This is a genomic window from Rhodopirellula sp. J20-39 (assembly GCF_057365095.1).
The window spans coordinates 1,352,328-1,365,336 of the sequence record NZ_CP195123.1 but is presented as its reverse complement, the minus strand read 5'-3'; the positions used below and the strand labels follow the sequence as shown (position 1 = coordinate 1,365,336).

Here is a 13,009-nt window from a genome sequence, read left to right as displayed (position 1 = left end):
TCTTTGAACGCTTTTTCGATCCTATCATGACAACCCCACGATCAGAGCAAACAGAAAGCGGAACACATGGATCGTGTGCACAAGCACGAAGACACCTACAAGGATAGTCACCACCGGCACCAGCCAAGAAATACGAATTCTCCATAGCAGAGTTTGGCGACGTTCAATGCGGCCCACCAGATGCTCGATCGCATCGGCTAAGTTGCCATTGGCTTCTGCAAGCGACAACCATGTTTGCTCCTTCGCCGAAATCAACTTGGACTTTTGCATCGCCGCGGGAAGCGTAGCACCACCGTCAACCGACGTACTTGCCATCCGGCATCGCTTACGAATCCAGTCGTTTCGAGTCGCTGAAGCGGCAAACTGAAAAACTTCACTAGCCGGTTGCTGGTTTCGAATGCCGCGTGCCAGCGTACCGAGCACATCGCGTCGCCAACGATTAATTGAATGCCTGCCAAACCAGGGCACCCACGATACCATCCAAGGCGGCAACTGGCCGATGACCGCGGCAGAAAATAGCCAAACCGCTAAGACAAACAAAAGGCAATTGGCACTCAATGCCGCAGCGTTCAACGCCGTCTTATCAAGAACCGCCAAAGGCAAGAAATAATCCGTCATCTTATCGATCGTATTCATGATGAGCGATCGAATCAGCATGCCAAAAAACCATGCTAAGATCAGTGTCACCACCAAGTAAGCGGCTTGCTGCTGCAACTGTGAATGCAGCCGAGTCGCATCATAGTCTTGGTACCATTGCTCTCGAGAATGGCTCAATCGATCCAATCGCACTTGTTTACCCGCAAGCGATCCAGAATCGGAAAGCGAAACTTCATTCGGGTTCAGCAATACCGCTAATGTGTCCGCGTCCAACGGCAACCGCGAACGCCGGGTTGCGTCCACGATCGACTCACCTCGACTCAATCGAATCACAAACGTCTTTGCTTGCCGAGCGAGTCGACTGTGAAACCCCTGGGCAAGGCTTTCGACTAAGACAGGAATTGACACTCGCGAATTCACCACACGCATGCCAGAGGTTCCCGCATTGAGAGCTCCCGCATTCAAAGAACCTGCATTTAGCGGGCTAGTTCCTAACGCATCTGGGTCAAACGGCGACGCATTTTCCACCCTCGCATCGGATTTCACACCGTCAGCCGCCATTCGCAACCAGCGGTTCAGTGACTGACTCTCTTCGCGATATCGCAATCGCCCTGCTGTCACAACCGATACGGCAAACAAGCCGACCAATAGAATCGTGATCGGATGGGGAGCCGCGATCACGAAGGCAATCGGACACAACACCCACAAGCACCATTCACACAATTCCAATAGTTCGATCACGCCACGACGCATCCGAGCGGCTGGCTGCCGGATCAAGTTCAACTTAATCGACCGGAAGGTACCCGCCAGCAGTGCCAGCCCAATCGCTCCGGCTAAAAACAGAATCGGTGTAGCCATGGTTAAGTCAAGCCTTTCAGCATCGTCAACATGAACATTGTTCCGACCAACATTGCCAAAGCTGCCAACGCGACTGATACCAACAAACACGACACCGAAACAATTTGCGTTGCTCGGGCAAGCCTGGATTGCGACTGCAGGTGACATTCCGCTGCCGCGCGATGCCACAATCCAATCGTTTCCTCCTTAGTGAGGTCGCTTTGTGAAAATGCAGCCATTGCGGCTAGCGGAGCTGCATGCACCGGAGACGACAACAGCACGCTTGCGAGCGACTGTCCACCTGCGACTCGCAAGGCCGAATCCGCCGACCAAGATCGCAAGCTGGTATCCCCCGTTTCGCGAGACGCCACCGAAAATGCGTCTGCATACGTTCGCGAATGAGCGACCGACTGGTACATCGACTGGCAAAAATCACCGACAGATACCATCTGCGCTGTCGCACCGATCGCGGGGACCAGCCCCATAATTCGGCTTAAAAACGGCGGTAGTTTCCCCTGAATCAATAACACCAACAATCCGTAAAAAATCACCGCAACGATTGCCAGAATGACGTACCCCCAGGCGATCTGAGACATCCAGTCCACATGCAGTTCACTCGCTTCCCAGGAATCCAAGACAACGGAATCCCGCCCCACCTCGGTTACCTTTCGAATCAAAAAAACACCGACGGCAAGCGACGCCATCAGATACAAAAAACCGATCGTAATTGTTCCGGTAAGCCGTCGGCGAATTTCGCTGCGGACCCCTTGCCAAGTTTCGATTTCCGCCACTTCCGCGATACTTTGGTAACCGGATCGAATCGACGGCGAATCCAAAACGGGATCTTCATAATTCATCGCGCCACCTCGCCGACAACTTCTAGAAGTGGTGCGATGATCGTTTGCAACAATAAAAAGATGATGCTCACGACAACAACTCCACCGATCCATCTCGGCAATCCGTCCACCCACCACGCCCGGCGAAACTGTGACCTTTGCACATACAGATCCCCAAGCCGATTGAGGTCCGACGAAATGGACTGGCGATCACGACTGCCCGTTACTAGGTCCACCACGCACTGTTGCAGTGGTGGTGGAGTCGATGCTGGCATCGCCAACGCGGCCGGAGTTTGTGAACCACTGCGGATACTTTGCACCACCGGCTCCCAAGATTGTGCAAACGCTTCACCCGTGACTTCAGCCGCGGTCTGGATCGCGAGGCCGGCATCAGCGTTCAACTCAGAACGAATTTGCAACGCCAACCAGCGGCAAAAGACTGCGTTCGCTCGCGGCACATCGTTCACACCGGTCACTCGGCTAAGTCCCCAATACAAAGCCGCTGCGAACAATCCAGCCACCAACACAACGGCAATTGCGGCACCGGTGAAGTTCAATGCAAAGGTTTGAAAAAACTCCGTCGTCGTCGGCGCAAACGCGGACTTGATTGGTGCAGCCTCGGACGCCGACACCATCACCCAAGGCATAACGAAAAATAAAACGATTGCCCCCACCAGCACATTCAAAATGGGGTTGATGGACGCGAATCGCAATTGACGCTGGTCTTCGCTGCCTTGCCGAATCAAACGAATGGTCTCATAGATCGGGACTGTCGAACCGGTCCTCGACATCACTTCCATCGCGATGCGAATGGGAGCCTGGTATTGACTGGACAAGCTCGCGATCGCCGCCGAAGTCGACTGCCCCTGCGCGATACGCGATCGCACCACAGCGGTGGCTCGCCCCAGTCTTCCCATGGCTGGATCGTCGAGTCCAGCCAAACCCATTACCAATGAACGGCCTGACGATGCCATCGCCGCGACCTCTTGAAGTAACAGGATTAGCGACTCATCATCGATCGCAATCGGACGTTCATCCGGATTTCCGTGCAGAGGATTAGGAGGCGGCAAACTCACAAAGATTGCCCCAACGTCGCAAGTTCGTCTTTCGCACTGCCCGGCTTACCGTTCCCCCGATCCGTACTTCCCAGTACACGGAACACTTCAGCCACATCCGTCTTGCCTTCGTCGACCAATCGCGACGCCTGATCGCTTAACGACTCTATCCCGGAATCGGTCAAGATCGTATCCAGATCACTGGCTGGCCGCCCCGCAACCAGGCCTGCAAAAACCGCTTGTCCCGCTGGCGATCCATCAAAGGTGACCAATTGCGAAATCGGCACCCGACCTCGGTACCCCGTTCCATGGCAACTTTCACAGGACGCGGAATCCAGTTGCTTCGCGCGACCGCCGCATTTCAAACAACTTAGCCGTAGCAAACGTTGACAAAGGATTCCACGCAGACCGCTTTGGATGGCGAACGTCGGCAAATTCATCTGCACCAAACGCCGCAAGGTTGCTCCGATTGTTCCAGCATGGATAGATGAAAAACAGAGGTGCCCGGTCAGCGAAGCCGCCAGCACCGCTTCGGCCGTTTCCACATCACGGATCTCGCTAACCAATAACACTTCGGCGTCCTGACGAACCGCCGCTCGCATCGCAGCCGCCAGGGTCAGCCCGCCGCCGGAATTCAATTGACTTTGGCTGATCGAATCGATGACGGACTCGATAGGATCTTCGATGGTCAAAACGCTGCGGCGAAACGCACCAGCCGCAATGTGTGAAAGACATGCGTACAAGGTCGTCGTCTTGCCACTTCCGGCCGGCCCGGCAACCAACAACCAGCCATCTCGCGAGTCGCATACGGTCTGCAATTGAGCTTGTGTGGTTGGGTCGAATCCGAGTTGATCGACGAGACGAACCGAATCGCGGTTATCCATAATCCGAATCGCGGCCCGGTTACCATGAACCGTAGGAAAAATTCCTAAACGCATTTCGCGTTCGACGTGGTCATCACTTTGCCATCGCAACGCACCTTCTTGCGGAACACCTCCGCGATAGGACGGAAGCCCGGCCAATGCCATCAACCGAGACACCGGATCGCTCGCTTCGCTTCGTTCAAACGAGTCCACTTGTTGCAAAACACCATCAATGCGAAACGCGATCTCCCACGTCGTGCGTCTCGGTTGAAAGTGCACATCACTGGCCCCGCATTTCAGAGCCGCCGTTAAACACTCCTTCACCACCTCAATAGCGAAGTTCGGATCCGAAGGGGACCTGCGAGACGATGGTGGGACGGAGACTGTCATGACTCTTTCTGAAAAGTTCGCTTCACGACCCCCGCGACACAAACGGGACCGTTAAACTGATGTCTTTCCAATCGACAAGCGGGGACACCATGAACCGACATCGCAATTGTACCGGATTCACGCTGTTGGAGTTGTTGGTAGTCGTCGGCATCATCGGAATCTTGGTTGGCCTCTTGTTGCCGGCCGTCCAAGCGGCCCGCGAGGCAGCACGTCGGATGAGTTGCAGCAACAACTTCATGCAGATCGCTTTGGGCGTCGCTCAGTACCACGATGCTTTCGAACATCTACCGCCTCACGGGACGGGCACTTTCAGCAATGCGAATGATCCCAACACCACCAACCAGTTCCGTTTGAGCTACTTGGTTCCAATCACTCCTTTCATGGGTGCCACTCCACTCTGGAAAAAAATCAGTCAAGCTCATCTCGGTGCATCGCCGGTCAACAGTTTAGATGGAGAGTTTGCTTACGAGATGATGGGAATGCTTGAAGGCCCCGAACCCGATTTTCTCTACCCCAGCATGGGTCCGGCCCCCACAATATCGTCGTACGAACCGTGGATCACGGAAATCCCGACCTATCGATGCCCGTCCGATCCAGGCGTCGGCTTGCCTGCTTTGGGCCGGACGAATTACACCGCATGCCTGGGTGATGCGATCGAAGGATTGGATGAAGGGTTGTGGCAGTATCAAGCTTCCAAATGGTCTCCTAGTGGTGCCGCACAGATGGAAGCGACCGGGCGAGGAATGTTTGTTCCCAGAATGGTGACATCGTTCGCGGATGTGACTGACGGGCTTTCCAACACAATCATGCTCGGCGAAGTCGCGACCGACCTCGGTGATAGGGACACTCGAACCCAACCTTCGATTGGCAACGGATGGGAAGACGGTGTGCTCAGCGACGTGCATATCTGCCAAAACCTGATCGACATTACTCGCCCCCAATTCTGGGATCTACAATCCGCTCAACCCGCAGCCAGCAACATGCAGGGGCGCGGCTATCGCTGGGCCGATTCAATCCCATTGATGACGGGCTTCAACACGATTCTTCCATCCAATACACAACTGTGTTTCGGCGGTGACGAAAACACGATCGGCACCCTTCCGCCCAGCAGTCGACATCAAGGCGGCGCCCATTTCGCGATGGGCGACGGTTCGATCAAGTTCATAACCGATTCGATCGAATGCGGTGGAGGCCAAAAGGCCACCGTCACGCTCAACGGGCAAGGCGACTTGGCTCCAGGAAGTCCAAGCGTGTTTGGCCTTTGGGGAGCTTTGGGAACTCGCAATCAAAGCGAACTGTTCGGCGAAGACATTTAGGACGCCAAAGGAACACCACTCTCGCATGCTGATCAATTAACTCTGATCGCATTGGACCGGTTATATCGATTGGGCCCCCTCACGTTGTTATCGCGCCTCAGACGATTTAATGAACCGAGAGTTGGCGACAGCGAATCCTGCCCGGTGACCTAGCGTTGAGCATTCGAGATGTCGCGATGGACGCGGCACTCGTTCGCTTCAACCTTGGAGATTCCTATGGCACGCCGTCTGTCGCTGGTAACCGCATTCCTATTCGCTGCTGCCTTGCTGATTACTGCGGATGCATCGAACGCATCAGCGCAAGGTTTCATCTCGTCCGGTTACGGCTATGGCCTTCCGCTCTACGGATCTCGATATGGAGCCGGCTACGGTTCAGGCTACGTGTACGATCCCTATGCCAGTGGCAGCTTCAAGGCTCCCGATATGCACGACGATCCCCTGTTCCAAGCTCAACATAAGTTCGACAGCCACTTCCCAGGTCGCTACACCCAACAGCAAAAACTGGAATTCAAGTCAAACGTTCCCCAGTATTCAAGACCGACACACGGTCACTACCAAATCTCACCCAGCCATCGCCATTCGACACCCAGTCACCGTCGCTCGGCGCCACGCTTTTTCCGTAACTGGTGAACGCCTCCCCGATTAGAAAGCGTTCGCTGGCGGGGGTAGCCCGACGATCAAGCCGCGGCGCCGGATAACTTCAAACGTTTGGTCGGCCGATAGGTCGCTGTGACGAAAACGATCAGGGCGACCCACACGAATGCAAAGCCGGCTAAGCGACTGGTTGCCAATGGCTCGCTATACAAAACCGCTCCCACCAAGAACTGTAGCGTGGGACCGATGTACTGCAGAATCCCGATCAGCGACAGATCCACGCGTTTCACAGCGACAGCGAATAACGCAAGCGGCGAGATCGTGATCAATCCAGCCATCAACAACATCGTCGTCACCATCGGTGATCCAAACTGCAGAGCGCTGACGCCGTCGTTAACTCGTACCCCAAGATAGATCGCGGCGGGTACAAACAGGATGGACACCTCGAGCATCAAGCCAACCAGGACCGGCAGGTGGACCTTCTTCTTGACCAAACCATAGGTGGCAAATGATGCCGCCATCGCAAGGGAAACCCAGGGCAGTCCGCCACTGCCAACGGCCATGATGCCGACACCGATCGTCGCGATCCCAACGGCCCACCACTGCAAGGGTCGCAACCGTTCACCAAGCACCAATACGCCCAATAGGACATTAAAAAGCGGGTTGATGTAATAACCCAGTGAAGCCTCCAGCACACGGCCATGGTTAACCGCCCAAAGAAACGCGAGCCAGTTAATCCCGATCATGACCGCGGCAACGGCATATAACATCCATACGCGTCGATCTCGCAAACTTTGCAATACGATTCGCCATCCGCCCCACCATCCCAAACGCAGCAAGATGGGCAACAGAATCCCGAGTGACACGAAGGACCAAACGATTCGGTGGCACGCCAATTCAAGCGAGTCCGCCCCTTCAATCTGCCGCCAGTAGATAGGAAACAATCCCCACATTGTGTGGGCCGCGACCGCGCAAAATAGACCAACCCGACTGATCGTCTCCCCTTCATTGGATGCGGCTGCGTTAGCAAGGGAAGCGTTTGTGCGGGACAAGGTGAAGGCTTACGAATAGCGGGTGACAGGCAGGATTAATCGGAAGGTTTGGCCGCTCAGGACGCGCCAAACTCTAACTATCAATCAAGAGCGCAACCACCACCAACATGTTCACCAATCTCGAACTCCCGCCAACTACCAGCTTCTGGCCTTAGCCGGGCCCGCTCATATCATCGCCGGCAAAACGACTGGGCATATCAAAGTGCCGAGCAACCTCTAAGAAATCAGCCACCTGCTGCTCTTGCCATTCGGGACTACGGTTCAGTTCGTTGGCCATCAAACGAGCCACCTCGGGTGCCATCTCTTCCGCTGCACTCCGATTAAGGAAAACCGCTCGCGTGCGACGCGCCAGCACATCGTCCACCGTCCGAGCCATTTCCTGCCGGACGGCCCAAACAACTTCCGCCGCGCGGATCGGCAAGTCGGGATGCAGAAACCTGTCGAGTTCGGGTGTCTCGGCAACCATCCGATCAATCAATTTCTGATCCGTGCCGTAAACCGTGGCATCGGGAGCGTCCGTCGCACCGTGAATTTTACGGTTCACCGTTGATCGACCATCGGACTGCCAACTCGCCAGTTCGATAGCTTGATCGACGCAATCTTCGGCCATCTTGCGAACCGTCGTCCACTTCCCACCGGTAATGGTGATCAATCCTTGTTTGGAAACCAAAATCGTATGATCGCGTGACAGAGACTTCGTATCCCCACCGTCGTCTCCAGACGCAGGTCGAACCAATGGACGGATTCCAATGAACACGCTCAGACAATCCGAACGCGTAGGGGCCTTCGTCAAATAGTCCGTCGCGGTCGCCAGCAGAAACTCAATCTCCTCGTTTTGAGCCAACGGTTCTAAAGTCGCCGATTCGATTGGCGTATCCGTCGTTCCGACCAAGACATGCCCATGCCAGGGGATCAAAAACAGGACTCGCCCATCAGACGTCTTGGGCACAATCACCGCCGTGTCGCCCGGCAAGAACTCACGCGGCAACACCACATGCACACCTTGGCTGGGTGCGATGATCGGTGCGGCAGACGCCTCGTCCATTTGCCGAATTGCATCGCAAAACGGACCCGTCGCATTGATCACGCATTTTGCCGAAACGGAATGTCGTTGCCCGGTTTCCAAATCAGTGAAATCGACTCCGTCGACAACCTGGGACGAACCATCCGTTCGCAGCCCAGTCACACGGCAATAGTTCAACAAACAAGCTCGTTGTTCGGCTGCCGTCATCACCATGTGAATCAACAACCGACTATCGTCAAATTGGCCGTCTTGATAGACCACGCCACCCCAGCGAAGTCGATCCGGCTGTAGCGTTGGAACGATCTGCTGTGCCGCTGCCGCGGTTGCACCAAAAGCTTTTGCAAATTGACTGCGGCCCGCCAATCGGTCGTACAACCAGAAACCAACCCGCGTCAAACAACGCTGACATAACGTTTGACAGGGCACGATGAAGGACAAAGGATGAACCAAGTGCGGTGCATTGGCTTGCAATCTGGACCGTTCCCGAAGTGAGTCGCGGACCATCGCCACGTCACCTTGCTGAAGATAGCGGACACCGCCGTGAATCAACTTGGTGCTACGACTGGAGGTGCCCTTCCCGAAATCACTTTGTTCAAGCAGAAGGGTCTTCAAGCCACGAAGCGATGCGTCCATGGCGACACCAACACCCGTTGCCCCACCGCCGATGACAATTAAGTCAAAGGGCTTCGATTTGTCGGTCGCCCGCCGCAAGGCATCGTCTCGGTTCATAAGTCGTTCGAGCCCCGACGCTGCAAGTAAGAGACGACCTTATCGGGATGATCCGCGAACAATCCATCAATGTTTGCGGTTTGGAAACAGGCGTGAAAAAACATGTCATCCGACGTCACGCCCGGTGGCAATGCGTCAGCTCGAAACGTCCATGGGTGCACCTGTAATCCGAACGCGTGCGCGGTTTCGGTCAATTCACTGGCGGTCAGGTCACCACTGGGCGATACCCCTAAAACATCCCCCAACGACGGCCCAATTCCATCAACGATCTCAGCTAGTTCAGCCAACCCCTCGCGTGTCTTTAAATACTCGTAATTGGTTCCCGATGCCGAGTCGTATCCACCACCGATTAACTGGACCAAGCGTCCCTGGTACTGATAGTCTTTTCGGATCCGCAACACCTCACCAGCATCAAAGCACTGCACAAAGCAAAGATCTTGTTTGTCCGTGTAGCCATTGTGAGCCAGCATGTCGATTACCAAACGTGACAGATCAATGCCTTGTTTGCGGTGCCAAGCCGGACTTTTGATTTCGGGATACAAGCCAGCCTCGCGTCCCATTGATCGGTTCAAATTCTGAATGAACTGAATTTCTTCATCTAAGGTCGAGATCTGAAAGTTACCTTTCCCGGTCGGATATCGGCTCGGGAAAACGGCTTGCCCCGTTAAGCGATCGAATCGCTCAAAAACGTTCAGCGTTTTCAATTCAGCTAGCGTGAAATCGATTGCGTAGTAACGTCCATCATCTCGCTTGCGGCTTGAAAACTTCTTAGCCACATCGGTCACCGTGTCCAAGTGCACATCATGCAAGACCACTGGAACCCCGTCCTTACTGGACACCACATCTTGTTCAATGAAGTCCACCCCCATCGCGTGAGCCATCCCTTTCGCCATCAAGGTATGCTCAGGCACATAACCACTGGCTCCTCGGTGAGCGATCACGATCGGTTGCTTTGACATCTCAGTTTCCAACGAGTTCACCTACATGCCAGTTCAACTTCCATGCCACATCAACTTCATGCTTTAACATCGCTACACTTTCGCTGATCAAAACTAACTCCAACTGGCACATCGCTAATGCGAGTCGTGTTATTTGGCACTTTTAACATTCGAACAACTTGCGACAAAACACTTTGTCCAATCCATCAGACCGTCAATCTCGACGTGCCCGGCCCCAGACAGTGCTTGCTAAATATCGGTTAACGATGTCAGTGCGGCGACCCCCGTCATCAATGTCGCAACGAAGAAAACCAGCAAGCCAGCACACCCCGATTTAGCCTGCAATTCAAAACGTGCCGGCGAGGATGACTTCAGCTCTTCGGTAAGCTTCTCCACCGCTGCCTTCGCTTCGGCCAACGAACCACCACAGCATTCCCGATAACGCTTGACGGCAGCGAGCTTCTTTTCTTGAAAGATCAGCTCGTTGATCTCGTCGGCTTGTTCTGGTGTTAGCTCATTCATCTACGGATTGTCCGACTAGCGAAACACTGGTGGAGAGAATCTCCATCCTAACACATTCCCGCTAGACGAATTGAGCCTGCATCGCGTCCATAAACGCTTGCAACTGGTCACCCGGCAATTGGTTGATCCCAGCCGCCGCCTGTCGACCACCACCGGTTGGGAATTGACGACACAACTCGTCGGCACCGCTCTTGGTTGCCAACGGTGCTCGCACGCTTACAAGATAGTCACCCGATGGCAACAAACTGGCCAAAGCATGGGCGCGTTGGGGATTATCTCGGGCAAGTTGATTGCTATAGACGCCGCTCACCCGGCGGGAAAACGATTCATTGGGAAACACAAACGCCGCACACTGCTCGGTTTCTAAAACCGGCTTGATCGATTGAGCGCGTTTCATATCGCTCTCGAAACCATCCCGCAATGTTTGGAAAGTCGTATCCGTTGCGATGAATTCAAACGGATCCGCATAAGGCTGGATGCTACGATAAAGTTGATCAGGGGCAAAATACAGGTCTTCTAACGTGCTTCCATATCCGTTGTAGTTCAGCAATGTGCCCAGCGTTTCAAGCTGGCCAAGCTGAGCCTCGTCCAATCCTAGCGGTTCAGCAGCTTCACGGGCCGCGTCATGCAAATTGTCACCGAACAAAGCGGTGACCGCCCAAGGCAAGAACTGCCCTTCCAGGAAACGGTTAACCAACAAACCGGTACATACGTCTCCCGCAGTATCGATTTGGGCCTCGAGCAAATCCGTTTCGGGGATCTCGCCCGCGTAGTGATGATCGAAATACACGACCGGAATCCCGTCTCCCAAGAGACGCTGCAAATCATCCCGATTTTTGTCCAAAGAAACGTCCAGCACCGTAACGGAATCACCCGAACTGGCGGACACTCGCTTCAATAGGTTGATATCCCGTTTGACTCCCGTGACCAATGTGCTCTCTCGAGGCTCCGCGAGACGAAGTTGATGAAGAGCACAAATGCCATCGGCATCGCCATTAAACACGTCGAAATGAACCACGGTTGAAACCAGCCAGTAAGAGAAAACAGGACAGGGAAAAGAGTCCGGAAATCAAAATTAATAGCTGGAGCACAGGCTCTGGTCAATGATCCTTCGGCAGCAGCCAAAGACGCACGATAACCGATCTTTCGCTCCCAAAGCCTTGCAAAACACGGATTCCCGAAGCCTCCACTCGCCGTGATTCGGCCACGGAATGGGCGGACAACCATGCATGCACCCGATGCAGTCCCTTGAAAGATCAACCGATACACGCATTATGCGTGCGCCGGCCAAGTGAATCCTTCGCTACGGGATGCGTTGTTCAATGAGACAAATTGATAGTGGCGGAAGCACAACGACTTGAATTTGCATAGCGACCTCGGGGAAGCCACTTTGATCCATCGGAAAGATCGGCCAGTCATCCAGATTCGATAACGTAAATGCGTGAACATCCCACAACGCTGAGTTCGTGATTCCATCTAGAGAAACGTTCATAGGAATCGGACGAGGCGTCTTATTGATCGCCAAGATGGTGACCTTGCCGTCGCGGATTACGGCTTGTGCACAGACAGCGCGGATGTGCTCGGCAACGTCCGGCGATCATGATCGCGTGATCCGATTCCAACAAACTTAAATACGTATCCGCCATCGCTAAGACACTAATCGCGTTGTCACCGCAACTAACCGACCACTCGGTGACCCATTGTGGCTTGTCCGGAAAAACGCGGCTGAGCAATTGCGACACTTCACGCATAGTATCACGGATGTTGCTTGCCTCATCACGAACCGCATCGCTACGTTGCTTTTTCCAAAAGATCTCATCTCCCAGCTCAATCCATTTCAGCGGAAACCCTTTACTCTTTCGATCGGCTATCCGGAGTTCACGTTTTCGGCACTGTCGTAGTTCACGTTCCAGGTGTGTATCACATCGAACCCAAGGTCATGGTGCAATTGGATTTTGCATCCGGAGCCCGACTGGTGTGTCAGGGGCCAGCGGACCTTGAACTCGTCTCAGCAAAATGCGTGCGAATTCGATCCGGCGAAGCAACTGGTTACGTCGGTGAACGAGGCAAGGGATTCCAGGTCCTGACCGGCGATAGGCCACGCCTTCCCAAATCGCTCAGGGCGAGGACTATCGTTTCTTTGGTGTGATTGACGAGATCATTGTCTCCAAGCGTGCTTTCACTCCTGAAGACATGCAAAAGATCTTTAACATCGGTCGCCGTTCATCGGCTGATTGAACGGCGTGACAAATCAAT

The 13,009-nt window shown here is 54.2% G+C and carries 13 protein-coding genes; 2 read left to right on the top strand and 11 right to left on the bottom strand.

Annotated features, from left to right (window positions below; genetic code table 11):
• Positions 1-24 precede the first annotated feature (24 nt).
• From ACR3ZL_RS04865 to ACR3ZL_RS04850, 4 genes are read right to left on the bottom strand one after another with little or no spacing between them, the layout of a single operon-like run.
• The gene (locus ACR3ZL_RS04865; protein WP_473649013.1) at positions 25-1,455 is read right to left on the bottom strand and encodes a type II secretion system F family protein; all 1,431 of its coding nucleotides are present in this window, start codon (positions 1,453-1,455) and stop codon (positions 25-27) included.
• Positions 1,456-1,457: 2 nt separating this feature from the next.
• Positions 1,458-2,291: a hypothetical protein gene (locus tag ACR3ZL_RS04860; RefSeq protein ID WP_486173242.1), complete on the bottom strand. Its 834-nt coding sequence runs from the start codon at positions 2,289-2,291 to the stop codon at positions 1,458-1,460.
• A complete protein-coding gene (locus tag ACR3ZL_RS04855) occupies positions 2,288-3,346 on the bottom strand; it encodes a type II secretion system F family protein (RefSeq protein ID WP_473649015.1) in 1,059 nt (352 codons plus the stop codon). Before ACR3ZL_RS04855 ends, ACR3ZL_RS04860 begins: the two co-directional genes overlap by 4 nt.
• Positions 3,343-4,578, bottom strand: a complete 1,236-nt coding sequence (locus tag ACR3ZL_RS04850; RefSeq protein WP_473649016.1) for a GspE/PulE family protein — start codon at positions 4,576-4,578, stop codon at positions 3,343-3,345. The genes ACR3ZL_RS04855 and ACR3ZL_RS04850 overlap by 4 nt, the downstream gene beginning before the upstream one ends.
• An 89-nt stretch (positions 4,579-4,667) precedes the next feature.
• Between ACR3ZL_RS04850 and ACR3ZL_RS04845 the strand changes: the two genes are divergently transcribed.
• Together ACR3ZL_RS04845 and ACR3ZL_RS04840 are read left to right on the top strand one after the other, a co-directional pair.
• Positions 4,668-5,894 (top strand): DUF1559 family PulG-like putative transporter, encoded by a 1,227-nt coding sequence (locus ACR3ZL_RS04845; protein ID WP_473649017.1) that lies wholly within the window; start codon positions 4,668-4,670, stop codon positions 5,892-5,894.
• Positions 5,895-6,110: 216 nt separating this feature from the next.
• The gene (locus ACR3ZL_RS04840) at positions 6,111-6,524 is read left to right on the top strand and encodes a hypothetical protein (protein WP_473649018.1); all 414 of its coding nucleotides are present in this window, start codon (positions 6,111-6,113) and stop codon (positions 6,522-6,524) included.
• A 47-nt stretch (positions 6,525-6,571) separates the two neighbouring features.
• On the opposite strand, the gene rarD is transcribed toward ACR3ZL_RS04840, so the two are convergent.
• From rarD to ACR3ZL_RS04805, 7 genes are all read right to left on the bottom strand, one after another.
• On the bottom strand, positions 6,572-7,540 hold the full coding sequence (gene rarD, locus ACR3ZL_RS04835; protein WP_473649019.1) for an EamA family transporter RarD: 969 nt from the start codon (positions 7,538-7,540) through the stop codon (positions 6,572-6,574).
• A gap of 151 nt (positions 7,541-7,691) precedes the next feature.
• The gene (locus tag ACR3ZL_RS04830; protein WP_473649020.1) at positions 7,692-9,293 is read right to left on the bottom strand and encodes a glycerol-3-phosphate dehydrogenase/oxidase; all 1,602 of its coding nucleotides are present in this window, start codon (positions 9,291-9,293) and stop codon (positions 7,692-7,694) included.
• The gene (glpQ, locus tag ACR3ZL_RS04825) at positions 9,290-10,252 is read right to left on the bottom strand and encodes a glycerophosphodiester phosphodiesterase (protein ID WP_473649021.1); all 963 of its coding nucleotides are present in this window, start codon (positions 10,250-10,252) and stop codon (positions 9,290-9,292) included. Before glpQ ends, ACR3ZL_RS04830 begins: the two co-directional genes overlap by 4 nt.
• 228 nt (positions 10,253-10,480) lie before the next feature.
• The gene (locus ACR3ZL_RS04820) at positions 10,481-10,753 is read right to left on the bottom strand and encodes a hypothetical protein (protein ID WP_473649022.1); all 273 of its coding nucleotides are present in this window, start codon (positions 10,751-10,753) and stop codon (positions 10,481-10,483) included.
• 61 nt (positions 10,754-10,814) lie between these two features.
• On the bottom strand, positions 10,815-11,771 hold the full coding sequence (locus tag ACR3ZL_RS04815) for an acetyltransferase (RefSeq protein WP_473649023.1): 957 nt from the start codon (positions 11,769-11,771) through the stop codon (positions 10,815-10,817).
• A 285-nt stretch (positions 11,772-12,056) separates the two neighbouring features.
• Complete coding sequence (locus ACR3ZL_RS04810) at positions 12,057-12,245, bottom strand: hypothetical protein (RefSeq protein WP_473649024.1); 189 nt, start codon at positions 12,243-12,245, stop codon at positions 12,057-12,059.
• Between the two features lie 19 nt (positions 12,246-12,264).
• Positions 12,265-12,504 carry a hypothetical protein gene (locus ACR3ZL_RS04805; protein ID WP_473649025.1) on the bottom strand — a complete coding sequence of 80 codons (240 nt, stop codon included), beginning with the start codon at positions 12,502-12,504 and terminating at the stop codon, positions 12,265-12,267.
• Positions 12,505-13,009 lie beyond the last annotated feature (505 nt).

Excerpts from the sequence above, each read along its gene's own strand:
- ACR3ZL_RS04865 (WP_473649013.1), bottom strand. The coding sequence starts at position 1,455 with ATGGCTACACCGATTCTGTTTTTAGCCGGAGCGATTGGGCTGGCACTG.
- ACR3ZL_RS04860 (WP_486173242.1), bottom strand. The coding sequence starts at position 2,291 with ATGAATTATGAAGATCCCGTTTTGGATTCGCCGTCGATTCGATCCGGT.
- ACR3ZL_RS04850 (WP_473649016.1), bottom strand. The coding sequence starts at position 4,578 with ATGACAGTCTCCGTCCCACCATCGTCTCGCAGGTCCCCTTCGGATCCG.
- ACR3ZL_RS04845 (WP_473649017.1), top strand. The coding sequence starts at position 4,668 with ATGAACCGACATCGCAATTGTACCGGATTCACGCTGTTGGAGTTGTTG.
- ACR3ZL_RS04840 (WP_473649018.1), top strand. The coding sequence starts at position 6,111 with ATGGCACGCCGTCTGTCGCTGGTAACCGCATTCCTATTCGCTGCTGCC.
- ACR3ZL_RS04830 (WP_473649020.1), bottom strand. The coding sequence starts at position 9,293 with ATGAACCGAGACGATGCCTTGCGGCGGGCGACCGACAAATCGAAGCCC.
- glpQ (WP_473649021.1), bottom strand. The coding sequence starts at position 10,252 with ATGTCAAAGCAACCGATCGTGATCGCTCACCGAGGAGCCAGTGGTTAT.
- ACR3ZL_RS04820 (WP_473649022.1), bottom strand. The coding sequence starts at position 10,753 with ATGAATGAGCTAACACCAGAACAAGCCGACGAGATCAACGAGCTGATC.
- ACR3ZL_RS04810 (WP_473649024.1), bottom strand. The coding sequence starts at position 12,245 with ATGAACGTTTCTCTAGATGGAATCACGAACTCAGCGTTGTGGGATGTT.
- ACR3ZL_RS04805 (WP_473649025.1), bottom strand. The coding sequence starts at position 12,504 with ATGCGTGAAGTGTCGCAATTGCTCAGCCGCGTTTTTCCGGACAAGCCA.